At 69.4% G+C, this 25,008-nt stretch carries 22 protein-coding genes and 1 tRNA gene; 13 read left to right on the forward strand and 10 right to left on the reverse strand.

The features are described from left to right. The first annotated feature begins 96 nt into the window (after window positions 1-96). The 4 genes from ON21_RS23695 (at window position 97) to ON21_RS23710 (ending at window position 4,926) form a co-directional block, all read left to right on the forward strand. The gene (locus tag ON21_RS23695) at window positions 97-1,128 is read left to right on the forward strand and encodes a PLP-dependent cysteine synthase family protein (RefSeq protein ID WP_039800923.1); all 1,032 of its coding nucleotides are present in this window, start codon (window positions 97-99) and stop codon (window positions 1,126-1,128) included. Window positions 1,129-1,201: 73 nt separating this feature from the next. Then, entirely contained in the window at window positions 1,202-2,605 is a 1,404-nt protein-coding gene (locus ON21_RS23700; protein ID WP_051021271.1) for an MATE family efflux transporter, read from the forward strand. A 115-nt stretch (window positions 2,606-2,720) separates the two neighbouring features. After that, on the forward strand, window positions 2,721-3,809 hold the full coding sequence (locus tag ON21_RS23705; protein ID WP_039800926.1) for a glycerol dehydrogenase: 1,089 nt from the start codon (window positions 2,721-2,723) through the stop codon (window positions 3,807-3,809). A 163-nt stretch (window positions 3,810-3,972) separates the two neighbouring features. Continuing rightward, window positions 3,973-4,926 carry a phosphodiesterase gene (locus ON21_RS23710; protein ID WP_039800928.1) on the forward strand — a complete coding sequence of 318 codons (954 nt, stop codon included), beginning with the start codon at window positions 3,973-3,975 and terminating at the stop codon, window positions 4,924-4,926. Here the strand turns inward: ON21_RS23710 and ON21_RS23715 are convergent. Further along, window positions 4,874-6,337 carry a stealth family protein gene (locus ON21_RS23715; protein ID WP_083880836.1) on the reverse strand — a complete coding sequence of 488 codons (1,464 nt, stop codon included), beginning with the start codon at window positions 6,335-6,337 and terminating at the stop codon, window positions 4,874-4,876. The two genes, ON21_RS23710 and ON21_RS23715, sit on opposite strands and share 53 nt — an antisense overlap. 493 nt (window positions 6,338-6,830) lie before the next feature. On the opposite strand from ON21_RS23715, the gene ON21_RS23720 reads away from it, so the two are divergent. The 3 genes from ON21_RS23720 to ON21_RS23730 all read left to right on the forward strand — a co-directional run bounded on the left by ON21_RS23720 (window position 6,831) and on the right by ON21_RS23730 (window position 8,552). Beyond that, complete coding sequence (locus tag ON21_RS23720) at window positions 6,831-7,286, forward strand: flavodoxin domain-containing protein (protein WP_039801059.1); 456 nt, start codon at window positions 6,831-6,833, stop codon at window positions 7,284-7,286. Between the two features lie 140 nt (window positions 7,287-7,426). Beyond that, the gene (locus tag ON21_RS23725; protein ID WP_039801061.1) at window positions 7,427-7,912 is read left to right on the forward strand and encodes a pyridoxamine 5'-phosphate oxidase family protein; all 486 of its coding nucleotides are present in this window, start codon (window positions 7,427-7,429) and stop codon (window positions 7,910-7,912) included. A 64-nt stretch (window positions 7,913-7,976) separates the two neighbouring features. Then, window positions 7,977-8,552, forward strand: coding sequence for a TerD family protein (locus ON21_RS23730; protein ID WP_039800930.1), 576 nt, complete (start codon window positions 7,977-7,979; stop codon window positions 8,550-8,552). A 117-nt stretch (window positions 8,553-8,669) separates the two neighbouring features. On the opposite strand, the gene ON21_RS23735 is transcribed toward ON21_RS23730, so the two are convergent. From ON21_RS23735 to ON21_RS23755, 5 genes are all read right to left on the reverse strand, one after another. Then, window positions 8,670-8,993: a hypothetical protein gene (locus ON21_RS23735; protein ID WP_039800932.1), complete on the reverse strand. Its 324-nt coding sequence runs from the start codon at window positions 8,991-8,993 to the stop codon at window positions 8,670-8,672. 58 nt (window positions 8,994-9,051) lie between these two features. Then, entirely contained in the window at window positions 9,052-9,684 is a 633-nt protein-coding gene (locus tag ON21_RS23740) for a nucleoside triphosphate pyrophosphohydrolase (RefSeq protein ID WP_245562707.1), read from the reverse strand. Window positions 9,685-9,824: 140 nt separating this feature from the next. Continuing rightward, a complete protein-coding gene (gene mfd, locus ON21_RS23745; RefSeq protein ID WP_039800934.1) occupies window positions 9,825-13,436 on the reverse strand; it encodes a transcription-repair coupling factor in 3,612 nt (1,203 codons plus the stop codon). Between the two features lie 293 nt (window positions 13,437-13,729). Continuing rightward, window positions 13,730-14,377 (reverse strand): TetR family transcriptional regulator, encoded by a 648-nt coding sequence (locus ON21_RS23750; RefSeq protein ID WP_039800936.1) that lies wholly within the window; start codon window positions 14,375-14,377, stop codon window positions 13,730-13,732. 181 nt (window positions 14,378-14,558) lie between these two features. Next, window positions 14,559-15,173 carry a TetR/AcrR family transcriptional regulator gene (locus tag ON21_RS23755; RefSeq protein ID WP_039800938.1) on the reverse strand — a complete coding sequence of 205 codons (615 nt, stop codon included), beginning with the start codon at window positions 15,171-15,173 and terminating at the stop codon, window positions 14,559-14,561. A gap of 489 nt (window positions 15,174-15,662) precedes the next feature. On the opposite strand from ON21_RS23755, the gene ON21_RS23760 reads away from it, so the two are divergent. The 6 genes from ON21_RS23760 (at window position 15,663) to ON21_RS23785 (ending at window position 20,320) form a co-directional block, all read left to right on the forward strand. Continuing rightward, window positions 15,663-15,733 (forward strand) — tRNA-Gln (locus ON21_RS23760). 90 nt (window positions 15,734-15,823) lie between these two features. Beyond that, window positions 15,824-17,314 (forward strand): bifunctional UDP-N-acetylglucosamine diphosphorylase/glucosamine-1-phosphate N-acetyltransferase GlmU, encoded by a 1,491-nt coding sequence (gene glmU, locus ON21_RS23765; protein ID WP_039800939.1) that lies wholly within the window; start codon window positions 15,824-15,826, stop codon window positions 17,312-17,314. Further along, entirely contained in the window at window positions 17,311-18,291 is a 981-nt protein-coding gene (locus ON21_RS23770; protein WP_039800941.1) for a ribose-phosphate diphosphokinase, read from the forward strand. The genes glmU and ON21_RS23770 overlap by 4 nt, the downstream gene beginning before the upstream one ends. Before the next feature lie 94 nt (window positions 18,292-18,385). After that, window positions 18,386-18,643, forward strand: a complete 258-nt coding sequence (locus ON21_RS23775; protein WP_039800943.1) for a hypothetical protein — start codon at window positions 18,386-18,388, stop codon at window positions 18,641-18,643. A gap of 100 nt (window positions 18,644-18,743) precedes the next feature. Further along, window positions 18,744-19,622 (forward strand): DUF4190 domain-containing protein, encoded by an 879-nt coding sequence (locus ON21_RS37960; RefSeq protein WP_051021272.1) that lies wholly within the window; start codon window positions 18,744-18,746, stop codon window positions 19,620-19,622. Window positions 19,623-19,672: 50 nt separating this feature from the next. After that, a complete protein-coding gene (locus ON21_RS23785) occupies window positions 19,673-20,320 on the forward strand; it encodes a DUF2461 domain-containing protein (RefSeq protein WP_039800946.1) in 648 nt (215 codons plus the stop codon). A gap of 21 nt (window positions 20,321-20,341) precedes the next feature. On the opposite strand, the gene egtD is transcribed toward ON21_RS23785, so the two are convergent. The 4 genes from egtD to egtA form a co-directional block, all read right to left on the reverse strand. After that, window positions 20,342-21,313, reverse strand: coding sequence for an L-histidine N(alpha)-methyltransferase (egtD, locus tag ON21_RS23790; protein ID WP_039800947.1), 972 nt, complete (start codon window positions 21,311-21,313; stop codon window positions 20,342-20,344). Between the two features lie 12 nt (window positions 21,314-21,325). Further along, on the reverse strand, window positions 21,326-22,135 hold the full coding sequence (gene egtC / locus ON21_RS23795) for an ergothioneine biosynthesis protein EgtC (RefSeq protein ID WP_039800950.1): 810 nt from the start codon (window positions 22,133-22,135) through the stop codon (window positions 21,326-21,328). Window positions 22,136-22,216: 81 nt separating this feature from the next. Beyond that, window positions 22,217-23,563, reverse strand: a complete 1,347-nt coding sequence (egtB, locus tag ON21_RS23800) for an ergothioneine biosynthesis protein EgtB (protein WP_051021273.1) — start codon at window positions 23,561-23,563, stop codon at window positions 22,217-22,219. A gap of 85 nt (window positions 23,564-23,648) precedes the next feature. Continuing rightward, on the reverse strand, window positions 23,649-24,971 hold the full coding sequence (gene egtA / locus ON21_RS23805; protein WP_039800952.1) for an ergothioneine biosynthesis glutamate--cysteine ligase EgtA: 1,323 nt from the start codon (window positions 24,969-24,971) through the stop codon (window positions 23,649-23,651). Window positions 24,972-25,008 lie beyond the last annotated feature (37 nt).

Here is a 25,008-nt window from a genome sequence, read left to right on the forward strand (position 1 = left end):
ACCGAAAGTCGTACTGCACGACGCGCCCGGCGACAGCTTCCGCTGGACCCGCGACGGCAGCTGACCCGACTTCCCGACCAGAACCAGGAGACATCGATGCCGCTCGTCACGCGCGTGACGGATCTGATCGGCCGCACGCCGCTGTTCGACCTCGCGGCCACCGCGACGGGCACCCGCCTACTGCTCAAACTGGAGCAGTTCAACCCGACCGGTGCGGCCAAGATCAGGATGGCGCGGGAGATGGTGCTCGACGCCGAACGTCGCGGTTTGCTACGCAGTGGCGGACATATCATCGAGTCCACATCCGGGAACACCGGGCTCGGCCTCGCGGTAGTTGCCGCCGAACGTGGGTATCGCTTCACCGCTGTGGTCGACCATCACGCATGTAAGGACAAACTGCGCGCGATGCGGGCAATGGGTGCGGAACTGGTGTTCGTCGCCGACGAGGGCGACGACAACCTGGCCACCTCGGCACGGGAGGACCTGGCCGAGGCGATGGCGGCCGAGCGGGACGACGCGTTCTTCACCGAGCAGCACAACAACGACGCCAACGCGGTGGGCTACTACCCGGTGGCCGAGGAATTGCTCGAGGACGTCGATCGGGTCGACATCCTGCTGTCCGCGGTGGGAACCGGAGGTTCGCTGTTCGGCACCGCGACGCGGCTGCGCCAGCTCGGCTGCACGCCGTACGTCATCGGGGTCGAACCGGTCGGCTCGATCGCCTTCGGCGGGCCGGGCGGTCCGTACTGGCAGTCGGGCACCGGCACCCCGCCGGGCGCCACCATCGGCACCGCCGTCGACTATTCGCTGCTGGACGAGGGCGTGAAGGTCACCGACGTGGCGGCCTTCGCGACCGCCCGCGCGGTGGCGGCCGAACTCGGCCTGATGATCGGCGGGTCGGCGGGCGGTTCGGTGTACGCCGCGCTCACCCGGCTCGAGGAGTTCCCGCCGGGCTCCACCGTGGTCACCATCGTGTGCGACGGCGGAGAGAAGTACTTGGACACGGTGTTCGACGACGAGTGGATGAACGAGCGCGACCTGCTCGACGCAGGCACCGAACGCGAGGTGGCGCTGATGCTGCGGCGCTACACGCCCGCCGCCAGGACCACGTTGGTGGAAGCGCGGTGAGGGCCGGTCGGTTCTACGGTGTGACGCCGCACCCGCGCGGGACGACGCTCCCGCCCTCTGCGAAGGAGAACCGGTGATCGGGACGAGTTTCCGCGGCGACGGCGGGCGGCTCACCGCGCTCGCGACGCCGATCGCGCTGACCCAGCTCGCCCAGATCGCGGTATCCACCACCAACATCGCGCTGATGGGCACGCTCGGCGTACGACAGGTGGCCGCGGGCGGCCTGGCGATCGTGCTGTTCAACCAGATCCGCACCATGTGCGTCGGTCTGATCACCGCCAGCGGCAACCAGATCGCCACCGCGGTGAGCGCGGCGGGTAAGCGCGGTGACTCGCCGGATCCGGAGATCCGCGACCTGCTGCGCTCGAGCTTCGCGATCGCGACGGTGGCCGGGCTGCTCGGCGGCGCGGTGCTGATCGGACTCGGCTGGCTGCTGCCCTTTCTCGGGCAGGACCCGGGAGTGCTGGCCGACGCTCGTCCGCTGATGGTGGCGCTCGCGCCGGGTCTGCTGCCGTGCCTGTGGTTCCAGGTGCTGCGCCAGTACACCGTCGGGATGCAACGCCCGCAGGCGCTGTTGCTGGTGACGCTGGGCTCGGTGGTGCTGAATCTGCTGCTCGCGCTCGGTTTCATCCACGGCAAGGGTGGGCTGCCCGAACTCGGGCTCACCGGTATCGGGGTCGCGACCTCGCTGGTCTTCCTGATCACCTTCGGCGTGTTCTGGGCGATGGTGTGGCGTGACGAAGAACTGGGCCGCACCCTGCCCATGACGCCGCTGCCGGTGCGCCCGGCCACCGTGCGCGCCGAACTGGGACTCGGCACGCCGATCGCACTGACCTACGGCTCCGAGGCAGGCATGTTCTCGGTGCTCGCGCTGGTCATGGGCAGCATCGGCCCGGCGGCGCTGGCCGCGCACAACGTCGTCTACCAGATCATCTACATCGTGTTCCAGGTGGCGATCGGTCTCTCGCACGGTGCGTCGATCCTGGTCAGCCACGCGGTCGCGCGCGAAGAGCGCGCGCACGCTCGCGCGCTGGCCTGGCTGGCGCTGCGGCACGCCGCGGTGATCGCCGCGGTGACGGGCGCGGTGTACGTGGTGGCCCCCGATCTGGTGCTGCGTCCCTTCCTGGACTCCTCGGACGCCGACACCATCCGGGTCGCGCACACCCTGCTGCTGATCGGCATCGTGTTGCAGTTCTTCGACGCCGCCCAGAACATCGGCACCGGCCTGCTGCGCGGGCTGAAGGCGACCAACGCCGGCTTCCGGCTCTCGCTGATCGGCTACTGGGGCGTCGGCCTGCCCGTCGCCCTGGTCTTGGCCTACCCGGCCGGGCTCGGCGCCGCGGGCGTCTGGTGGGGACTCACCGCGGGCCTGGCCACCACCGCGATCCTCATGCTGCGCCGCTACTTCGCCCTGCTCGACGAGAAGGAACGCGAACGGCCGCGGCTGGTCCCGGAAACCCTGACGGCGCAGAGCTGATCGGCGCCGATTCGCTGTCGACCACGGCCATGGCAGAGGGGCGTCGCGTAGCGTTGAAACATCGTCATCGGCCGGGCCGGGACGACGTACGCGGCCCGGGATCGGGAGGTGCCGGATGCTGAGCGTTTTCTCCTCGCCTGGCCATTACGTGCAGGGCCGGAACGCCACCGCCGCGCTCGGCGCGGAGATGACCCGTCTCGGGATCGGCGGGCCGGTGCTCATCGTGGCGGGCTCCAGCGCTTTCCGGCTGCTGGCGAGCACCTGGGAACGCTCGCTGACGGACGCGAAGATCGCCTATTCGCTTCATCTGTCCGGTGGTGAATGCAGCCGGGCGGAGATCGCCCGGATCGCCCACGCCGTCGAGGAGTCCGGCAGCACGGTCGTGCTCGGTGCGGGCGGCGGCAAGGTGCTCGACGCGGCCCGCGCGGTCGCCGACGACCTCGATCTGCCCATGATCAGTTGCCCGAGCACCGCCTCCAGCGACGCGCCGTGCAGCGCGTTGTCGGTGATCTACACCGACGCGGGCGAGTTCGAGGCGTATCAACTGGTGCGGCGGAATCCGGCGCTGGTGCTGGTGGACACCTCGGTCGTCGCGCAGGCCCCGGTCCGGCTGCTCGCCGCAGGCATGGGCGACGCGCTGGCGACCTGGTTCGAAGCTCGCACGTGCAGTGCCGCCCAGGTGCGCAACATGCGCGGCGGCGCCTCGACGCGCAGCGCCACCGCCTTGGCCGAACTCTGCTATCGCACCCTGCTCGCCGACGGGGCGCAGGCGCTGACCGCCGTCCGCACGCACAGCGTCACACCGGCGCTGGAGCGCGTCGTCGAGGCCAACACCTTGCTGTCCGGACTCGGCTTCGAATCGTCGGGACTGGCCGCGGCGCACGCCGTGCACAACGGCCTCACCGCCGCCGCGCGAACGCGCCCGTTCCTGCACGGCGAGAAGGTCGCCTTCGGCACCCTCACCCAACTGGTGTTGGAGGGCGCGCCCGCGTCCGAGATCGGCACGGTGCTCGATTTCTGCGCCGAGGTCGGCTTGCCGACCACGCTGGCCGCCCTCGGCCTGCCCGACGCCGACGACGAGACGCTGTCGGCCATCGCGCGCCGCGCGACCGCTCCGGGCGAAACGATCCACAACGAACCCTTCACCGTGAACGCCGCGATGGTCGTGGACGCCCTGCGCGCCGCAGATGCACTCGGACAGTGACCAATCCCACATCCACCCGCGTTCGCCCAGCGTTCGACACCGAAACCTAACCCTCCCGACGGCGAGTCTTCACCGAACGCCGGGAAACCTGTTCGTAACCGGCGCTATCGTGGCGACGGAGTCAAGCCAATGGCGGGCAAACCGCCGGGAGGGATTCGGTCCGGTGTCCATCACCAGAGTCGCGGAGTATCCGCGTCCGGATCACGTGTTGTTCCACTTCAGCGACACACATCTCATCGCGGGCGACGACCCCCTGTACGGCGATGTCGACGCCGACCTGCGGTTACGGCAACTGCTCGACCAAGCCGCGGCGAGCCGGATCCGGCCGACCGCCATCGTGTTCACCGGTGATCTCACCGATCGGGGCGAGCCCGCCGCATACGCCAAGCTGAAGTCGATCGTCGAACCGTTCGCCAGAAGTTTGCGAGCGCCCATCGTGTGGGTCACCGGCAACCACGACGACCGCGCCGCCCTCCGCGCCCGCCTGCTCGGTGAGCGCCCCACCACTTCCCCGCTGGACCGGGTGCACCTGATCGACGGACTGCGCATCGTCGCCCTGGACACCTCGGTACCCGGGCACCACTACGGGGAGATCTCCGACGACCAGCTGGAGTGGCTGCGCTCGGTCCTGGCCGAGCCCGCGCCCTTCGGCACCATCCTGGCCATGCATCACCCGCCGGTGCCGTGCGTGGTCGACCTGGCCGTCACCGTGGAACTGCGGGATCAACGCCGCCTGGCGGACGTGCTGGACGGCACCGACGTGCGCGCCATCCTCGCCGGGCACCTGCACTTCTCCACCAGCGCCACGTTCGCGGGCATCCCGGTCTCGGTGGCGTCGGCCACCTGCTACAGCCAAGACCTCGGTGTGGCGCAGGGCGGCCTGCGCGGCCGGGACGGCGCGCAGGCCTTCAACTACGTGCACATCTATCCCAACACCGTGGTGCACTCCGTGGTGCCCATCGAGCGCGGCGGCACGGTCGGCGCTCCCGCCACCCCGGAGGAGGCGCGGCAACGGCTGGCGGAGGAAGGGATCGTGATCCCGCCGGCGGGCCGCATCCCGCACGTCATGCGGCGCCCTGCGTCGACTCCGGAAGCGGATGACGAGGCGGTGTGCTGAGCCGTTCCCACGGCGCCGGTTCCGGGTAGTACCCGGCCAGGAACTCCGACACGATCCGCACCCGCTCGGACTCGGCGACCTCGGGGAAACTGCCGTCGTTGAGGCAGAAGAAGTCGACGTCGCGTCGGCGCGCCAGCCCGTCCAGCAAAGCCAGACCGCCGTAGCTGGTCGTGTCGACGTAACGCACCTTCGCCGCTTCCTGCGGCACCGCGCGCCCGGTCAGCATGGCGTAGTAGTGATACAGCGAGTTGGTGACCGAGATGTCGGTGGCCGCCCGGAACCGGCTCGCGCTCGTGCGGGCGAAATCCGCGGCGAACTCGTCTTCCATCTCCAGCAGCACGCTGCGCCGCAACGGCACGGGCGTGTGCTCCAGGTGCCGCGTGATGACATAACCGAAGCGCTCCGCGAGCAGCGCTCGGTTCACCCGCGCCGCGTTCTCGAAACCGCTGCGGCGCTCGTTGTTTCGCCCCGGCCCGATCCTGGTGTCCGCTTCGATGAATCGGCTCACGCCGCCGGGCGTGAAGAACATCGACGGACGCACCGGACGCGCGAAGAACATGTCGTCGTTGGAGTACAGGAAGTGCTCGCTGAGCCCGTCGATGTGCTGCAACTGACATTCCACCGCGTGCGAATTGAAGACCGGCAGCGCGCTGACGTCCCGGAAGTGGTCCACCGCACGCACCACGGTCACCTTCGGATGCGCGGTCAGCCACTCCGGCGGCGTGGAGTCGGTCGCGATGAAGATCCTGCGGATCCACGGCGCGTTCTTGTGCACCGACCGCAGGGCGTACTTCAACTCGTCGATCTGGCGGATCCTGGCGTCCGCGTCGTCGCCCTCGCCGACCACGACCTGGGCCAGCATCCCGGCGCGGCGGGCGCGGAATTCCGGATCGGAGCCGTCCACCCAGGAGAACACCAGGTCGATGTCGAAGCCCACGTCACCGGTCTGGGGCGCGAACATGTCCGCCAGAGTGGGCCAGGTCCGGTCGAACAGCCGCACCTGCGTGCGCTGGACGTCGGCGAGGTCGAAGACCGGGCGGGTGAGCGCGTTCGGGCGCGGACAGGTCACCGTGTCGCCGTGGTACTCCCACAGTTCCAGCTCGACGTGATGCGCCGGATCGTGGTCGCGCCCGAGCCGGAAGACGTTGTGCTGCAACTCCACACAGGAGAATCCCGCCGACCTCGCCGTGGCGGTCACCCGGCGCACCATCGTGCGGTGCGCGGCGTCGGCCGCGAGCACCAGCCGGTGCCCGCTGTCGCGCACGAGCAGGAACGGCACCTCCGCCGCGGCCAGCTGTGCGCGCAGGTAGCCGAGATCCTCGATCATCGCGGCCGACACGGCGAGATTGCTCGCCATGGACCGCGTCACCATTTCCACCGCCCCCGAATCCACTGCTCCCCTGTCCGTCATGACTGCCTCCACTTCCGTCGAACCACCGGTCTGAACCTCGCGTCCGGGGCACCGCGCCGAGCGGCGATCCGTCGATGCCGAGGCATCGACGTGTGCGGACCGCGCGCCTGGCGCGGTGACATTCAGAAGTGGGGAAGGGTGCCGAAGCGCGGGTACGAATTGATCACCCGGTATGCAGACGACTGGAAGACCATTTCGTTTCACCTCACTCACGGCCGGACGCGCATGGCGTCATGGATGGAAGCGCTGCACTCGTGCGGGGACGATCGAAGGGCACGGGTGGCAGCCGCACGCCGGACGGTCATCGGCCGGCTGAAAAAGTGGTCTGCCCAGGAAACTCCGGGCACCTCTACGAATGATGCAACGCGCTCGACATTCCGTCAATCGGTGCAGCTGACCGACCCCTGCTCATGTGCTGCTCGCGGCCGTAGCACACAGTCCGCAATACAGTTAGGATAGCCTCACCATATCAGCGAAGGAAAGGGTTGTGCCGGTGCGCGTCGTCATTCTGTTCGGAACCGAGATGGGCACCGCGGAGTCCGCGGCCGACAGTATCGCCGAGGAACTGCGCGGGACGCACGACGTCTCGGTGCACGACATGACGGACTTCGACATCGCGGATCTGGACGTCCGCGATTTCCACATCGTCGTGTGCTCGACCTACGGCGACGGCGAGCTGCCGACCGGCGCCGAACCCTTCGCCGACGCGCTCGACCGCGACACGCCGGATCTGAGCGGCCTGCGGTTCGCCGTCTTCGGCCTCGGCGACATCGTGTACGGCGGCACGTTCAACCGGGGTGGCGAGATCATCGCCGAGAAGCTCGCCGCTCGCGGCGCCGTCCAGGTGGGCGAGCACGCGCGGCACGACGCGTCGACGGAGGTCCGCGTCCGGGACATGGCCAGGGAATGGGCCGCGGCACTCGACATTCCGGCACTGGTCTCGGCCTGACCGGCACAGGACTCTGCGGCGGGGCACCGGGAAGCGGTCCGGACAAAGCGCCCAGCCCCAGCGCACAAGGCGCACAGCACCTTAGACTGCTATCAAGCGCGGCACAGCCCGCCGCGCTCGACGATCCTGAGGTGACGAAGATGGCAGCCGGAGCGAGCCCCGCCCAACGTCAGCACAACTCGACAGATCATCCCGAGCTGGACGTGCTCCCGGAATGGCCGCTGGAGACCATCGGCGTGCTCGTGACCACCGACCCTGCGCCGCACGCGATTCCGGTGTCCTGGCCGGTGCGGGCCGGCGACCGCCGCATCCTGATCAGCCTGAAGTACGATCGCGGCTCGCTGGCGCGGCTGCGCGAACATCCCGAGGTGGCGCTGCTGATCCTCGGTGGGGGCAACGTGGCGATGTGCGCCAGGGGCACCGCGCACGTGGTCGCCGAGCAGATGCCCGACGCCGCCGACTACGTCGCCGTCCGCATCGACGTCGACGTGATCGATGACCACCGCCAGTCGGCCTTCGCGGTCGTGCAGGGCATCCAGCGCACGGTGCTCGACGACGAGAGCGAACTGCGCGCGCTGCGCGGCCGGGTCGACACCCTCCGATCGTGGGCAGACGACCAGAACTGAATCGGCCCGGCGTTCCCGGGAGCAGACAAGAGGCGGCACCGGCCGTGCCGCGCGGAAGGGGATCATGAGCGTCACTCTGGCCAAAGGCGGCAACGTCTCGCTGTCGAAGCAGGCCGCGAATCTCACCAAGGTGTCGGTGGGACTCGGCTGGGACGTGCGCACCACCACCGGCGCCGACTACGACCTCGACGCCAGCGCGCTCGCCTGCGGGCCCAACCTGAAAGTGCTGTCGGATCAGCATTTCATCTTCTACAACAACCTGCGTTCGCCCGATGGATCCATCGAGCACACCGGTGACAACCTCACCGGCGCGGGCGAAGGCGACGACGAGGTGATCAACGTCGACCTCACCGCCACTCCGCCGAACATCACCAACATCTTCTTCCCGGTGTCCATCCACGACGCCGACGCCCGCGGCCAGTCGTTCGGCCAGATCCGCAACGCCTTCATCCGCGTCGTCGACGCCACCACCGGCGTCGAACTGGCCCGCTACGACCTCACCGAAGACGCCTCCACCGAAACGGCCATGATCTTCGGCGAGCTCTACCGCCACAACAACGAGTGGAAGTTCCGCGCCATCGGCCAGGGCTACGCCTCCGGCCTCGCGGGCATCGCGCGGGACTACGGCGTCAACGTCTGACCGTTCGACTCCGTTCGCCGCGCGGGTCTTTCGGCCGGTGCCGATTCGGCATCGAGAACCGGGACCCCACGCGCGGTAGCTCGACTACATCGCGAGGGAGCGGCACGACACGCGCGGTCACCCGCAGCAGAACGGGTCGTCGCAGGGGTCGCCTACTTCGCTGCCGTAGGTGACGAAGTGCTGGATGGGGCTCAGAATCCGTTCGGCGGTTTCGGGGTCGAGGGGTGGTGCGGATCGGACGCTCGGTCGGCCCCAATCGGGCGGGGTGTCGTCGAGGTCGAAACGGGGCGCGCCGTCGATGAACAGAGTCCACAGCGGGTGGTCGGGGAAGCCGTTCATCCGCAGCACCCACCACTGGCCGTCGACGTGGGCGGCGACGGGGAACTTGCCATTCCCGGTCGACTGCCATCGCGGGCGTGCGCTGAGTTCCGGGTACGGCATTCTTTCAGTGTCCTCTTGATTCGCACGGCCGCGCGGATGCAGGGGCTCGTCGGCCTACCTACTCCGGCCAGAAGGCACGCCAATCCTCCGCGGTGAGCGGAAGACGTTCACCGCGTTCCTTTTCCGCGACATCCTCCGCCGCTCGAATGGCGGCAGCGAAGGTCAGCGTCGCTTTGCGGAGGCGTTCTTCGGCGCTCTCCGCTCCGCCGAGATGGACGACGCGCAGGGCTTCGGGCACGAGGTCGGACGGCAGGCCCGCTTTGGTGCTGCGGGAGACGATCTTCTCCGCGAGGGCGAGGGCGGGCTGGGCCATGGCGATGCCGTCCAGGCAGGAGCGGCGGGACTTCTCGGCGGATTTGCGCTCTTCCCAGGCGCGTTCCTGGGCGGCGATCTTCTCGGCCACCGAGGCGTCGGGATCGATCGCGGAGTCCACCAGGTGCGGGCTGCGGTTGACCAGTTTGGCGACCAGCGCGGCGGCGACGTCGTCGACGGTGAATTCGCCTGCGGCCTCGGCGATTCTGGAGTGGAAGAGCACTTGCAGCAGCAGGTCGCCGAGTTCTTCCTTGATCGTCTCGGCATCCTCGTGCTGAATGGCGTCGAGCAGTTCGTAGGTCTCCTCGAGCAGATAGGGGCGCAGCGAGTCGTGGGTCTGGGTGACCTCCCACCCGCCGAAATGCCAGAGGCGGTCCATCACCTCGACCGCTCCGGCCAAACCCGCCGCGACCACCGCCGTGTCGGTGCGCGGCTCCCCGCCGGGCTCGGTTCGACCCGCACCGTGTACCGCGCGATGACGGGCAGCCCGCAGGACGGACTCGTCGCGATCGGTCGAACTCATCGAGCGGCCATCTCGGCGGCGACGGTCAGGTCGACCGCTCCCTGCGCCTTTCCGTCCAACGCCAGCAACAGATCGGCGACGAACTGCAGCAGCACGACATCGCGGACCCGCTCCGCCCCGACACTGTCCTGCACGCGCGGCAGCGGAAGCTGCACCACCCCGGACGCGGCGCGGTACCCCGCACTCGGGTAGAGCCGCTTGAGGCGCATCTGCTTGGAATCGGGCAGGTGCAGCGGCGAGATCTTCAAGGTCGTCCCGGTGACCGCGATCTCGGTGACCTCGTACTCGCGGGCGAGCAGCCGCAACTTGGCCACCGACACCAGGCGCCCGACCTCCACCGGCAACGGGCCGTACCGGTCGACGAGCTCCTCCACGACCTGCGCCAGGGCCGAATCGTCCTGCGCGGCGGCCAGTTTGCGGTATGCCTCCAGGCGCAGCCGGTCGCTGGCGATGTAGTCCGGCGGGATGTGCGCGTCGACGGGCAGGTCGATGCGCACCTCCTTGACCTCCTCGGTGGTGATCGGCTTGCCGTCGGCGGCGGCGCGATACGCCTCGACGGCCTCACCGACCAGCCGCACATACAGATCGAAGCCGACACCGGCGACGTGGCCGGACTGTTCGGCGCCGAGCACGTTGCCCGCGCCGCGGATCTCCAGGTCCTTCATCGCGACCGCCATGCCGGCGCCGAGATCGGAGTTCTGCGAGATGGTGGCCAGCCGGTCGTAGGCCGTCTCGGTGAGCGGCTTCTCCGGCGGATACAGGAAGTAGGCGTAGCCGCGTTCCCGGCTGCGCCCCACCCGGCCGCGCAGCTGATGCAACTGCGAAAGGCCCAGCGCGTCGGCGCGTTCCACGATCAGGGTGTTGGCGTTGGAGATGTCCAGGCCGGTCTCGATGATGGTGGTGCACACCAGCACGTCGTATTCGCGCTGCCAGAAGCCCTGCACGGTGGACTCCAGCGCGTCCTCGTTCATCTGACCGTGCGCGACCACCACCCGCGCCTCCGGCACCAGATCGCGAATCCGCTTGGCCGCCTTGTCGATCGATGACACCCGGTTGTGCACGTAGAACACCTGGCCGTCGCGCAGCAGCTCCCGCCGGATCGCGGCGGTGACCTGCTTGTCGTTGTAGGCGCCCACGTAGGTGAGCACCGGGTGGCGCTCCTCCGGCGGGGTGAGGATGGTCGACATCTCGCGGATTCCCGCCAGGCTCATCTCCAGCGTGCGCGGAATCGGGGTGGCCGACATGGTGAGCACGTCGACGTGCGTGCGCAGCGCCTTGATGTGCTCCTTGTGCTCGACGCCGAACCGCTGCTCCTCGTCGACCACGACGAGGCCGAGGTCCTTCCAGCGCACGCCGGTCTGCAACAGCCGGTGCGTGCCCACCACGATGTCGACGCTGCCGTCGGCCATGCCCTCCAGCACCGCGCGAGCCTCGGCCGGATCGGTGAAGCGGGACAGGCCCTTGACGGTGATCGGGAAACCCGCGACGCGCTCGGTGAAGGTTTGCAAATGCTGCTGCGCGAGCAGCGTGGTCGGCACCAGCACCACGACCTGTTTGCCGTCCTGCACCGCCTTGAACGCCGCGCGCACCGCGATCTCGGTCTTGCCGTAGCCGACGTCGCCGCAGACCACGCGGTCCATCGGGACCGGCTTCTCCATATCCGACTTCACCTCGGCGATGGCGGTCATCTGGTCGACGGTCTCGGTGAACGCGAACGCGTCCTCCATCTCCTTCTGCCACGGCGTGTCGGGCCCGAAGGCGTGGCCGGGTGCCGCCTGGCGGGCGGCGTACAGCTGTACGAGCTCGCCGGCGATCTCGCGAACAGCCTTGCGCGCCTTGCGTTTGGTGTTGGCCCAGTCGGAGCCGCCGAGCTTGGACAGGCTCGGCATCTCGCCGCCGACGTAGCGGGACAGCTGGTCGAGCGACTCCATCGGCACGAACAGCCGGTCACCGGGCTGGCCGCGCTTGCTCGGCGCGTACTCGATCACCAGGTACTCGCGCCGCGCGCCGCCGACGGTGCGCTCGATCATCTCGACGAACTTGCCGATGCCGTGCTGGTCGTGCACCACCATGTCGCCCGCGCTCAACGCGAGCGGGTCGACCTGGTTGCGGCGCTTGGCGGGCATCCGCTTGCCCTCGGTCGGCGCGGTGACCCGGTTGCCGGTGAGGTCGGACTCGGCGACGACCACCAGACCGGCGCCCTCGAAGACCAGGCCGTCGTGCAGCGAGCCGCACAGCACGCCCACCACGCCCTCGTTCGGCTCCGCGCCGGTCTCCAGCGCCGCGGCGGGCACCTCCGCGTCCGCCAACCGTTCCAGAATGCGCTGCGCCGTGCCGTGGCCTGCGACGACCACCACGGCCCTGCCGCCGGTGAGCACGTGGGCGCGCAACGAGGCGAACATGGTCGCCACCAGTTCGTCGGACCCGCGCGCGGCCGGGCCGGGCAGCACCGGCAGCACGACCTCGGACGAATCCCCGGACGCGAGCGGGCTCAGCGTCCACCAGGGCAGGTCCTGCCGGTCGGCGCTGGCTTGGATCTCGGGCAGGGGCCGGTAGGCCGAGGCGGCCAGGTCGAGCCCGTGCCCGCCGAGCGGCGCGGCGCCGCCGAACGAGGCCGCGGTCCAGGAGGCCTCCAGGAATTCCTCGCCGGTGCGCACCAGGTCGGCCGCGCGGGTGCGGATCTTCTCCGGATCGCACAGCAGCACGTGGGTGCCCTCCGGCAGCACCTCGGTGAGCAGGCGCAACTGCCCCGGTTGCAGCACCGGCAGCAGCGCTTCCATGCCCTCGACCGGGATGCCCTGCGCCAGCTTCTCCAGCATCTCCACCAGCGCCGCGTCGGCCGCGTTGGCGGCGGCGACCTCGGCGGCACGCTCGCGCACCTCGGGCGTGAGCAGCAGCTCCCGGCAGGGTGGCGCGACCACGATGTCCACCGCGACGTCGGGCAGCGAGCGCTGGTCGGCGACGGAGAACGGCCGCAGTTCGGTGATCTCGTCGCCCCAGAACTCCACGCGCACCGGGTGGTCGGCGGTGGGCGGGAAGACGTCCAGGATGCCGCCGCGCACCGCGAACTCGCCGCGCTTGCCCACCATGTCGACCCGCGTGTAAGCGAATTCCACCAGCCGCGTGAGCAATTCGTCGAAGTCCAGCTCGGCGCCGACGCGCAGCACGATCGGTTCGATATCGCCGAGCCCGCCCGCCATGGGCTGCATCAGCGACCGCACCGTGGTCACCACCACGCGCAGCGGCGCGGGGAAATGCGGGTCGTCGGGGTGGGCGATCCGGCGCAGCACCTCCAGCCTGCGCCCCACCGTGTCCGCGCCCGGCGATAGCCGCTCGTGCGGCAGCGTCTCCCAGGACGGGAACTGCGCGACCGCGGGACCGAGCATCTCCACCAGCTCGACACTCAGGTCGTCGGCCTCTCGCCCCGTGGCCGTGACCACCACCAACGGCCGCTCGGCCGCCACCCGCGCCGCGACGAACGGTCGCACCGCCGACGGCGCGACCAGCTCGACCGACGATGTGCCGATCAACTCCGCGACGGTCCGTAGCGAGGTATCGGCACCGGCCGCAGCGGCCAGTCCCGCCAACGGGGGGCGGTGGGTGGACATCGACAACTCCTGAGCGCAGGCGACACGTTTCGAGCGGCCAACCGAGTCTAGTTAAGCGGGCATCTGGTTTTTGCAGCGCCCGCACCGGCGCGAGGTGACTGCCGCCCCTGCCCTGCGCCGGGACCACCGACGGGCACCGACGTCAGGCCATGGCCAGGGCGAACCTCGCCCGACCCACACTGCGGGGGCCGGCTTCACCAGAGGTGCAGAAAACTCCGGACGTCATCGAGACCGCCGAGTGCCCGCCCGTCGACATCCGACGGATCCACCTCGGCACGCGCCGCCGAGGAGTACTACGGCACGTAGCGCCGCAACCGCCTTGCCGCGAATTCCCTGAAGTACGAGAGCTTCTCGGCCGGGACGAGGGCCGGGAGCAGGAAGTACCAGGCGCGCTCCATCCGGACCGCCATCTGGTCGATGGATTCGGTGCCGACGGCGATGATGTGCACGCCCGCCGCCATCTCCTGCCACAGCAGGCCGATGACCTCCGCGTCCAGATCGGCGATCAGGTCGCCCTGGGCGATGGCCCGCTCGGCGAGCAGCCGGTAGGTGTCGCCCCAGTTCTTGGCGATGTTGTCGCCTTGAGCGCCGCGGTAGTCGCCGATCTGGTGGGTCAGCTTCAGCATGGCGCCGACCATCGGGTCGTTCATCGATAGATCGGCGACGACGTAGGTGATGCCGATGCACGCTTCCAGCGCGGGCACCCTGGGATCGAAGAAGCCCTGACACGAGCTGGTCAGCCGCTCGTTGCCCTGGTCGACCACGGCGCGCGCCAGCTCTTCCTTGGAGCCGAAGTGAAAATACAAGGCGCCCTTGGTCACATTGGACTGCGCGATGATCTCGCTGAGGCTCGCATTCGCATAGCCCAAGCGCAGAAAGACATCGGCAGCGCCTGCCAGGACGGAGTCGCGGGTGATCTCCGCGCGCGCTTGCCTAGCCATCAGATCCGCCTGTCATCCCAAAACCAGCCATCCTGAAGTAGACCGACATCCCGAAGTTGACCGACTTACCGCCCGAACAGCACCCAAAGGATGGGTGAACCGTACCACCAGGCGCGCGCCGAGCAGCCAATTCGAGCATTCGGCGAGACCTGTCGCGCAATTTGCTGGTTAACAATCCGGGTCACTCACCGGCGCCCGCGCGCCATTCCGAACTCAGTTTCGGATCGGCCTCCAGATGGCTCAGCCCGTTCCAGCACAAGTTCACCAGGTGCGCCGCCACAACCTCTTTCGACGGTGTGCGCTCGTCCAGCCACCAGGTCGCGGCGGTCGCGACCTGACCGACGAGCGCCTGCGCGTACAAGGTGGACAGGCTGGTGTCGAACCCGCGCCGCTCGAAATCTCCGGCCAGGATGTGGGCCACCTGATTGGTCGCCTCGTTGAGCAAACTGGAGTAGCGGCCTTCGGCGGCGGCGGCGGGCTGATCGCGCACCAGAATTCGGAACCCGTCGGTCCGTTCTTCGATATAGGTCAGCAGCGCCAGTGCGACCTGTTCGAGCCGGACGCGCGACCGATTGCGGGTGAGCGAGGAGGTGATCATGTCCAGGAGCATCGACATTTCCCGGTCCACGACGACCGCGTACAGCCCTTCTTTGCCGCCGAAGTGTTCGTACACCACGGGTTTGGAGACCTGGGCGCGTTGCGCGATCTCCTCGATGGACGTCGCGTCGTAGCCGCGTTCGGCGAACAGCGCGCGCCCGATCTCGATCAGCTGCTGACGCCGCTGGGTGCCGGTCATCCGTGGCCGGGACACTCGATGCGACTCACCCGAAGACACCCCTGCTCCTCCGCCCTTCCCGCGTTGTTGCCGGTCGTGAGTGCCTCGACGGTTCGCTCCGAGCCGACGGCAGCATGCCGGGGCAGACCGCGGGCGAGCCCGGGCTCTCGTTCGTGCCGAGTCAGCCATCGCATCGGGCCTCCGACGCACTACACCGACATTCGGATACCACTGTCCCAGACCGGTCGGCAGTCCGCCTCCCCGGGTCTTCGAGCTGCGATACCCGGCTCGAGCACACAGGCGCACCGCCGTCGATATGACGCAGACCTTACGTCCACCCGAGGACGCCCAGCACACGAGCGCCGGCGGACACGGGCGCTCCCGCGCTGGTCCCGCCCGAATACCAGAAGCCGCGCGTGCGAGAATTCGCGGGGAGGCGGCCGAGTATGCGAGGATTCATCCCGTGCCGTGGCACAGCGGCGGGGGTTTCGCCAACCGCCGGTGTGGCAATCCGCCGTGGTGTAATGGCAGCACATCTGATTTTGGTTCAGAGAGTTCAGGTTCGAGTCCTGGCGGCGGAGCTCGAGAGCACGATGACCTATCGTTGGCCCGCACATCGCTGACCAAGCACGACGACGCCCCGCACGAGGACAGGCAGCCGAGGGAGATCCATGCCACAGCAGACCGCCGTCGTCGTTCTCGCAGCCGGTGCCGGGACGCGAATGCGGTCGAAGACCCCCAAGGTCCTGCATTCGCTGGCCGGTCGGAGCATGCTCGCGCACGCGCTGCATGCGGCGAACGAGATCGACCCCGCATACCTCATCACCGTGGTGGGGCACGATCGCGAACAAGTCGGCGCGGCGGTGGCCGCGGTGGCCGACGACCTCGGCCGGGAGATCACCCCGGCGATCCAGGAAGAGCAGCTCGGCACCGGGCACGCGGTGCAGTGCGCGCTGGCCGCCCTGCCGGTCGGTTTCACCGGCGACGTGCTGGTCACCTCCGCCGACGTGCCGCTGCTGGACGGACACACCCTCGCCGCGCTGCTCGACGAGCACCGCAGCTACGCCGAACGCCCCGCGGTCACCGTCCTGACCTTCGTGCCGCCGGACCCCAACGGTTACGGCCGTATCGTCCGCGACGCCGAAGGCCAGCTCGCCGAGATCGTCGAGCACGCCGACGCCACTCCGGAGCAGGCCGCGATCACCGAGGTGAACTCCGGTGTCTACGCGTTCGACGCCGCCGTGCTGCGCACCATGATCAGCCGCCTTTCCACCGCCAACGCCCAGCACGAGCTGTACCTGACCGACGTGCTGCGCCTGGCCCGCGAGGCCGGTCACCCGGTGCACGGCGCACGCCTGGTCGACGCGGCCAAGGTCACCGGCGTCAACGACCGGGTGCAGCTGGCCTCGGCAGCGCGCACGCTCAACCGCTACATCCTGGAACGCCACATGCGCGCGGGCGTCACCATCATGGATCCCGCCTCGACCTGGGTGGACGCCAGCGTGCGCATCAGCAGGGACGCCGTGATCCGGCCCGGTGTGCAACTGCTCGGCAACACGATCGTCGGCGAGGACGCCGAGATCGGCCCTGACAGCACGCTCACCGACGTGATCGTCGGTGACGAGGCGAAGGTGATCCGCACCCACGGCGAGGGCGCCACCATCGGCCCGAAGGCCACCATCGGCCCGTTCGCCTACCTGCGTCCCGGCACCATCGTGGGCGACGCGGGCAAGCTCGGCGCGTTCGTCGAGACCAAGAACGCCTCGATCGGCGCGCATTCGAAGGTCCCGCACCTGACCTACGTCGGCGACGCCACCATCGGCGAGCACAGCAACATCGGCGCGTCGAGCGTCTTCGTCAACTACGACGGCGTGACCAAGCACCACACCGTCGTCGGCTCGCACGTGCGCACCGGCAGCGACACCATGTTCGTGGCGCCGGTGACGGTGGGTGACGGAGCCTATACGGCGGCGGGTACTGTACTGCGCAGAAACGTTCCGCCCGGAGCTCTCGCGGTGTCCGGTGGACCGCAGAAGAACATCGAGGGCTGGGTGCAGCGACACCGTCCAGGGACGGACGCGGCGCGCGCGGCGGCGGAAGCCATCGCGGCCAAGGAGATGTCGGGTCAGGCAATAGAGCAAAAGGATGGCAAACAGCAGTGACCGCGTCATGGATGGACAACCAGAAGAATCTGATGCTCTTCTCGGGACGCGCTCATCCTGAGCTGGCCGAGCAGGTCGCCAAGGAACTCGACGTCCACGTCACGCCGCAGGTGGCGCGGGACTTCGCCAACGGCGAGATCTTCGTCCGGTTCGAGGAGTCGGTACGCGGATCCGACGCCTTCGTCCTGCAGAGCTTCCCCGCGCCGCTGAACCAGTGGCTGATGGAGCAGCTCATCATGATCGACGCGCTCAAGCGCGGCTCGGCCAAGCGGATCACCGCGGTGCTGCCGTTCTACCCGTACGCCCGCCAGGACAAGAAGCACCGCGGCCGCGAGCCCATCTCGGCCCGCCTGGTCGCCGACCTGCTGAAGACCGCGGGCGCCAACCGGATCATCACCGTCGACCTGCACACCGACCAGATCCAGGGCTTCTTCGACGGCCCGGTGGACCACATGCACGCGCAGGTGCAGCTGGCGGAGTACATCCGCACCAACTACAGCCTCGAGCACATCACCGTCGTCTCCCCCGACTCCGGCCGCGTGCGCGTCGCCGAGAAGTGGGCCGACTCGCTGGGCGGCTCGCCGCTGGCCTTCATCCACAAGACCCGCGACCCGCTGGTGCCCAACCAGGTGAAGTCCAACCGGGTGGTCGGCGACGTCGAGGGCCGCACCTGCATTCTGATCGACGACATGATCGACACCGGCGGCACCATCGCGGGCGCGGTCAAGGTGCTGAAGGACGCCGGTGCCGGTGACGTGGTCATCGCCGCGACCCACGGCGTGCTGAGCGAGCCCGCGGCCGAGCGCCTCGCCAACTGCGGCGCCAAGGAGGTCGTGGTGACCAACACCCTGCCGCTGACCGAGGAGAAGAAGTTCCCGCAGCTGACCGTGCTCTCCATCGCGCCGCTGCTGGCCCGCACCATCCGCGAGGTCTTCGAGAACGGCTCCGTCACCGGCCTTTTCAACGGCAACGCATAGGACTCATACCGCGCGAACGGCGGCTCGGACTCCGGTCGGGGCCGCCGTTGTCGTGTCCGCGTTAGCCGCGGCGATCAATGGGGATACTGGGGGTATGGACCGTGACCCGTTGGAGACCGAGATGGGCGACGACGACCAGGAGGACGAGATCCGCGAGTACCAGCGCAACATCGAGGATCCGCCCGACGAACTGCGTATCCGTTACCACGAGGACGAGGACGACGGCAGGCTCGGCATCGGTGACGAGCTCGACCAGGAGTGGACGGCCCGCGACACGCGCGCCGAGGACGAGTCGGACGATCGTTCCGCCGAGGTGGCCGCGATCGAGATCGTCGACGACGAGGATCTCTGAACCCGCTCCGTCCCCGACGCGCCTGTAGCAATCGGCTATGACGACGCGCTCATCGTGGTAGGCATAGGTTGCGTGACCGGGACGATACGAGGAGGGTGCGATGAGCACGCCGAAGGATCCGGACCACCCCGACGACGAGCAGCGGCCGCCGGAGTCGTCGTCGAAGCCGACCGGGGAAACCCCCGGTGCCGAGCCTGTCCAGCCATCGACCGGCACCCCTGCGCAGACACCCGGCGAGCGACCCACCCAGCACGATCCGGCCGCCGCGCGACCACCGGAGCACGAGCCGGACTCGGCCGACCAGTGGTGGCAGTCGAGCGGCCAGCCGACCGCGGAACCGCTGGGCGGTCAGTGGGGGGCCGAGCCCAGCGGTCAGCCCGCCGAACCCCGGCCTTGGGGCGCCAACGGCGGGGGTGATCAGCAGTCCTGGGGCGCGGAACCCGCCGCGCCGGGTTCCGCGCCGCCGCCTCCGGCCGACGACACGACGCAGCGGTTCACGCCGGACGAGCACGCGCAATACGGGCCGGGCGGGCAAACGCCCTATCCGCAAGGCGAACAACCGCCCTATCCGCAGGGTGGACAGCCCGGCGACTTCCAGCAGCCGTATCCCGCTCAGCAGCCGTATCCGCCGACCGGGCAACCCCCATACCCGCCGGGCGGTGGGTACGGCTACCCGACGTCCGGGCCGCAGCAGCCGCAGTACGGCTACCCGTCGTATCCGCAGCAGGGGTACGAACCCTATGCCACCCCGCCGAAGCAGCCGACCAGCCAGGTGTACTCGATCATCGGATTCGTCTGCGCGATAACCGCGGTGCTGTTCTGCCCGATCTTGTTCGGTCCGGTCGGGATCATCCTGGGCCTGATCGGGCGTAACAAGGGCGAATCGCTCGGCAAATGGGCAGCGATCGCGGCGGCCGTCGGAATGGTGATCGGCCTGATCGTGGGATTCGCCGTGTTCGGCGGAGACATCACGACGTAGATTTTCGGTATGCGTCTATCGGGTGACATCAGCGCGGCGGGTGTGCGGGCATGACCGGATTCGCGGGCTTCCCGCTCGCCGGGCTGGACTTCTACGAAGACTTGGAGGCCGACAACTCCAAGGCATTCTGGACCGCGCACAAGCAGATCTACGACGAGTCGGTGCTCGCGCCCATGAAGGCGCTCGTGGCCGAGCTGGAGCCGGATTTCGGGACGGCCAAGATCTTCCGGCCCTACCGCGACGTGCGATTCGCCAAGGACAAGTCGCCGTACAAGACCGCGCAGGGCGCCGTGGTGCGCGCCGCGGCGGGGGTCGGCTGGTACGTCCAGATCAACGCCGCGGGCCTGTTCGTCGGCGGCGGTTTCTACCAGGGCTCGCCCGAGCAACTCGCGCAGCTGCGCGCCACCATCGATGACGAGGTGCGCGGGCCGGAACTGGCGGCGATCCTCGCGAAACTCGCCGACGCGGGCTACACCATCGGCGGCGAGAAGTTGAAGACCAAGCCCAAGGGCTACGACGCCGACCACCCGCGCATCGACCTGCTGCGGCACAAGTCCATCACCTGCGGCCGGGAATTCGGTGCGCCCGCCTGGCTGGACAAGCCGCGCACGGCCAAGGAAGTCCGGGCCGCGTGGGAGACGATGCGGCCGCTGGTCGAGTGGCTCGGGGCGGTGGTCGGCGGCGCGCCCTCGTGGTGAGCGCCGCCGATCGAGGCGTGGTCAGCGCCGCCCGGCGAGCAGCAGTGCGAAGCGATCGTCCGGATCGGTCCACACGTGTCCGGTGGCGAAGCCCGCGGCGGCGAGTTCGGCTTCGAGGCCCTCGACCCGGAATTTGGCCGAGATCTCGGTGCGCATCTGTTCGCCGCGGCCGAAGCGCACGGTGAGACCGAGATCGGCGACCGTGACGGTCAGGTCCTCGGTCGCCTCCAGCCGCATCTCGATCCACTCCCGCTCGGCGTCCCATACCGCGACGTGCCGGAATTTCTCCGGTGCGAAGTCGGCGCGCAGGCGAGCGTTCAATACGTGCAAAACGTTCCGGTTGAACTCGGCGGTGACGCCCGCCGCGTCGTCGTAGGCGGGGACGAGTACCGCCGGATCCGTCACCAGCCCGGCGCCGAGCAGCAGCTGCTCCCCGGGCTCGAGCACGTCGTGGATCCGGCCGAGGAATGCGGCTCGTTCCGCGGGGACGAGGTTGCCGATGGTGCCGCCGAGGAACGCGATCATCCGGCGTCCGCCGCGGGGGAGATTGTCCAGCGTGTCGGTGAAGTCGCTGACCACACCGTGCACGGCGAGGCCGGGGAACTCGACCGCGACCTCGTCGGCGGCGGCACGTAGCGCCGCCGACGAAACATCCTGCGGCACATACGTCTTCAACGGTCCGCGCGCACTGAGGGCGGTGAGCAGCAGGCGGGTCTTCGCCGCCGAGCCCGCGCCCAGTTCGACCAGCACCTCGGCCTGGGCGGCGTCGGCGATCTCGTCGACCACCCGTTCGAGCAGCGCGCGCTCGGTACGCGTCGGGTAGTACTCGGGCAGCTCGGTGATCTGCTCGAACAGCTCGCTGCCCTTGGCGTCGTAGAACCACTTGGGGGGCAGCCATTTCGGGTTCGCGGTCAGGCCCAGCCGGGCGTCCGAGCGGAGCGCGGTGTTCAGGTCGTCTTCGGTGAGGTGGATGTCCAGCGTGACTGCGGTCATGGCACCGGCCTTTCAGGGGAGGGAGTCGACGGACAGCGCGCCGGGCTTTGCGCTCACCAGGCTGCGGTCCGGGATCGACTGCCAGCGGGGGTCGTCGTCGAACGGTTCGGAGGAAACGAGGGCGAAATCGTCGGTGACCAGCACCGACAGCGAGTGGTAGCAGGTGGTCGCCCACAGCTGCGCGCCATCGGAGAGCAGCAGGTTCAGCCGTGCTTCCGGCGCCCGGTCGAGGATCGCGGAGACCAGCAGCCGCAGTGCCGCAGGTGCCGCCGACCACTCGCCGTCCGGTGCGCTGGTGGACAGCAGATCGCACAGCAGCACCCAGAGCGTGGCCGCGTCGGTCGCGGATTCCGCCTCCAGTAGCCGCGCCGGAGTGAACAGATCCTCGGCGCCGAGTTCGGTCGCGATGAGCGCGAATTCGGCCGCCACGCCGGTCAGGGTGCGGCGCCAGTCCGGCACCACGCCGTTGTGGCTGAACGCCCAGCGGTCGCGGGTGAACGGCGCGCACGCGGACCGCTCGATCGGCATGCCGATCGTCGCCGACCGCACCGCACCGAGCACCGCGGCGGACTCCAGTTGCGGAAGCACCTCGTCCACGGCCGGGTCGGTCCAGATCGGCGCGGCATTGCGGTATCGGCTGACGGTGACCGTGTCGTCCTCCGCGACGCGCCACCATGCGACGCCGAAGCCGTCGGCGTTGATGGTGCCGCCGTGACGCATGTCGCGCGGCGCCCACGCCTGGGTGCGCAGCGAATGGGAGCCGAGGGTCAACATGTCCCCCACCCGCACCGGCGGGCCGACGTAACCCAGGTGTCTACACATCCGCACCCGCCGGGGCCGCCGTCGCCGGGCGCGGACCGCTCGCCGCATGACCGCACCACCGCCCGGCACGACGGGCGTCGCTCACTCCCCTTCTCCCGGGCGCAGATCCCGCGCCAAGCGGAACCCGGCGAAGATCTGGCGGCGGACGGGGTGGTCCCAGTTGCGGAAGGTGCCGCGGCAGGCCACCGGATCGGTGCCGAAGGAACCGCCGCGCAGCACGCGGTAATCACCGCCGAAGAACACCTCGGAGTACTCCCGATACGGGAACGCGCGGAACCCCGGGTACGCCTCGAAACCCGATGCGGTCCACTCCCAGACGTCGCCGATCAACTGGTGCACGCCCGCGGGCGACGCGCCGGCCGGATACGCGCCCACCTCGGCGGGTTCCAGATGCCGTTGTCCGAGGTTCGCGGTGGCGGCATCGGGATCGGCATCGCCCCAAGGGAATCGGCGCGACGCGCCGGTGGCGGGATCGAACCTGGCCGCCTTCTCCCATTCCGCTTCGGTGGGCAGGCGCTTGCCCGCCCAGTTCGCATAGGCCTCGGCCTCGAACCAGCACACGTGCACGACCGGCTGCCGCGGCCGCAGCGGGGTCATCACCCCGAACACCCGCCGCCACCAGTGCCCGGACGGATCGCGCTCCCAGAACTGCGGCGCGACCAGGCCGGCCTCGACGCGATGCGCCCAGCCGCGTTCGGACCAGAGTTCGGGGCGCTCGTAGCCGCCGTCGTCGACGAAGGCCAGGTACTGCTCGTTGGTGACCGGTGCGGCGTCGATCGCGAAACCGGCCACTCGGACCGGATGGGCGGGACGCTCGTTGTCCAGCGCCCACGGGTCGGTCGAGGTGCCCATGGTGAATTCCCCCGCCGGGATGACGACTTCCCCGCCGACCGTCCCCGCCGCCGCCGGTGCGTCGACCCCGGACAGCACGGCGGCGCCCGCGCGCAACTGGTGGGTGGCCAGCATGGTCTCGTCGTGCTGCTGCTCGTGCTGGGCGATCATGCCGAAGGCGAATCCGTCGTCGATCAGCGGACGGCCGCGCAGGTCGCTGTGCTCCAGCACGTCCAAGACCTTGTCGCGAACCGTGCCGACATAGTCGCGCGCCTGGGCGGGATCCAGCAGCGGTAGCGCGGGCCGATTCGCGCGGGCGTGTTTGAAGGCGTCGTAGAGTTCGTCGATGTCGGCCCGCACCGGGTCGCGTCCGCCGACATCGCGCACGAGCCAGAGTTCTTCCTGATTGCCGATGTGCGCCAGGTCCCAGACCAGCGGGCTCATCAGCCGGGAGTGCTGGGCCACGAGTTCGGCCTCGTCGACGCAGTCGGTGAGCGTGTGGGTGCGCTGCCTGGCGCGCGTGAGAACGTCGGCGATCCGGTCTCTGAGCTGTTCGGTGCCGGAGTTGTCGGTCGGGGCGGGATGGAAAGTGGTCACGAGAAACGTCTCCGGGATTCGTGGGGGTCGGCGATTCGGGTGGCGGCGGCCTGCGGGGCCGGTGCGGCGCCGCAGCACGGCTGGTTCACGTGGCGACTCCAGGAAGCTCGGGGCTCGGGGCGTGTTCGAGGCCGTCCTCGGTCGGGGTGCGTCCGCGGTGACATCGTTCGGCGGCGGACTCGACGGCGCGGGCGGCCTCGTCGCTCGCGGTGTGCTCGGCCGCGAGGCGCAGCAGGGCGACCGCGCAGGCCCGGATGTCCGGATCGGCCAATCCGTACCGGGCGGCGTCGATCCAGCGACCGGCCAGCGGCGCCGCGATCGCACTCGCCTCCGCGACCACCGAAGGGCTGGACATGAGCGCGTCGAACACGTGCACGGGAACGGTCCACCCGTCGCCGGGCTGCGCGTCGATATAGCGGACCTCCAGGTGGCCGGATGCGCGCACCGGGGGGAACAGCGTGGTGAGGTGGTAGTCGAGATCGCCGGTATCGGGGCGGCGGCCCACCTCGTCGTCCAGCGCGCCGGACAGCCAGTCGGCGAAGGTGGCTCCGGGCGGCGCGGACCATTCCGCTTCACCGTCGGGCCGCCGCACGCACAGCAGCGGCACGTCCAGCGCCCATCTGGCGTACGCGGCCACCGGGTCGCTCCAGTCCAGCACCGGCGGACGGGTGCGCGTGTTGTCCAACCGCAGCCAGGCCCGCATGCGCTGGGAAGCCCACGTTCCGGGCGGCGCGCCACGCAGGGCGGGTGAACAGGCGAAGGCGGCCAGCAGCGCCGGGCCGACGGCGTACAGGGCGGTCCACCGCGCGATGACGTCCGCGCGATCGGCGCCCGCGTCGACGCTGACCTGAGTGGCCGCGGTATTGCACATCATCAGCTTGCCGAACGGCCCGATGCCGCCGAAGGAGCGCTCCATCGCGCGATAGCGCGGCAGTTGAAGCAAGCGTTTGGGGCGGCGGTCCGCGTCGGCGGCGACGGAAACGGTGCGGATGGACCGGGATTCGAGAAGTTCCCGCAACAGGCGGGCATCGTCGCGCAGCCGATCGCACAGCTGCGCGGCAGCGCCGTAGGGAGCGCTGGAGAGTTCGATCTGACCACCGGGTTCGAGGGTGACCCGGCTGCCCCCCGGCAGCGCGAGCGCCGGCGAATCAGGGGCGATGGACCGTGGTGCGTACGGTCCGAGAGCGTCCGCCAAGACGGACAGCTGCGGGCGCGGAGCGGCCGAGGGTCCCGACGCCGAACACTCACCGTGCACCGTGAGCCATTCGAGTTCGGCGCCGATCAGAGCGGGTGGTCCGAGCTTGAAGCAGACCCCGCCGATATAGGCTTCCGCCGCCGCGCGGGAGGACAGTTCTCCCTGCTCGGTGGCACATCCGGCCGACTCAGGACTCTCGAGCGTGACCGCCATGCCAACCTCCAGTGGGCCCCGGGGACGTTGTCCGCTG

Source organism: Nocardia araoensis NBRC 100135 (genome assembly GCF_000308435.1).
Taxonomy (GTDB): Bacteria; Actinomycetota; Actinomycetes; order Mycobacteriales; family Mycobacteriaceae; genus Nocardia; species Nocardia araoensis.

Excerpts from the sequence above, each read along its gene's own strand:
- ON21_RS23785 (WP_039800946.1), top strand. The coding sequence starts at position 19,673 with ATGACCGGATTCGCGGGCTTCCCGCTCGCCGGGCTGGACTTCTACGAA.
- egtD (WP_039800947.1), bottom strand. The coding sequence starts at position 21,313 with ATGACCGCAGTCACGCTGGACATCCACCTCACCGAAGACGACCTGAAC.
- ON21_RS23750 (WP_039800936.1), bottom strand. The coding sequence starts at position 14,377 with ATGGCTAGGCAAGCGCGCGCGGAGATCACCCGCGACTCCGTCCTGGCA.
- glmU (WP_039800939.1), top strand. The coding sequence starts at position 15,824 with ATGCCACAGCAGACCGCCGTCGTCGTTCTCGCAGCCGGTGCCGGGACG.
- ON21_RS37960 (WP_051021272.1), top strand. The coding sequence starts at position 18,744 with ATGAGCACGCCGAAGGATCCGGACCACCCCGACGACGAGCAGCGGCCG.
- ON21_RS23775 (WP_039800943.1), top strand. The coding sequence starts at position 18,386 with ATGGACCGTGACCCGTTGGAGACCGAGATGGGCGACGACGACCAGGAG.
- ON21_RS23715 (WP_083880836.1), bottom strand. The coding sequence starts at position 6,337 with ATGACGGACAGGGGAGCAGTGGATTCGGGGGCGGTGGAAATGGTGACG.
- ON21_RS23725 (WP_039801061.1), top strand. The coding sequence starts at position 7,427 with ATGGCAGCCGGAGCGAGCCCCGCCCAACGTCAGCACAACTCGACAGAT.
- mfd (WP_039800934.1), bottom strand. The coding sequence starts at position 13,436 with ATGTCCACCCACCGCCCCCCGTTGGCGGGACTGGCCGCTGCGGCCGGT.
- ON21_RS23695 (WP_039800923.1), top strand. The coding sequence starts at position 97 with ATGCCGCTCGTCACGCGCGTGACGGATCTGATCGGCCGCACGCCGCTG.
- ON21_RS23740 (WP_245562707.1), bottom strand. The coding sequence starts at position 9,684 with ATGGACCGCCTCTGGCATTTCGGCGGGTGGGAGGTCACCCAGACCCAC.
- ON21_RS23705 (WP_039800926.1), top strand. The coding sequence starts at position 2,721 with ATGCTGAGCGTTTTCTCCTCGCCTGGCCATTACGTGCAGGGCCGGAAC.
- ON21_RS23730 (WP_039800930.1), top strand. The coding sequence starts at position 7,977 with ATGAGCGTCACTCTGGCCAAAGGCGGCAACGTCTCGCTGTCGAAGCAG.
- egtA (WP_039800952.1), bottom strand. The coding sequence starts at position 24,971 with ATGGCGGTCACGCTCGAGAGTCCTGAGTCGGCCGGATGTGCCACCGAG.
- ON21_RS23735 (WP_039800932.1), bottom strand. The coding sequence starts at position 8,993 with ATGCCGTACCCGGAACTCAGCGCACGCCCGCGATGGCAGTCGACCGGG.
- egtC (WP_039800950.1), bottom strand. The coding sequence starts at position 22,135 with ATGTGTAGACACCTGGGTTACGTCGGCCCGCCGGTGCGGGTGGGGGAC.
- ON21_RS23755 (WP_039800938.1), bottom strand. The coding sequence starts at position 15,173 with ATGACCGGCACCCAGCGGCGTCAGCAGCTGATCGAGATCGGGCGCGCG.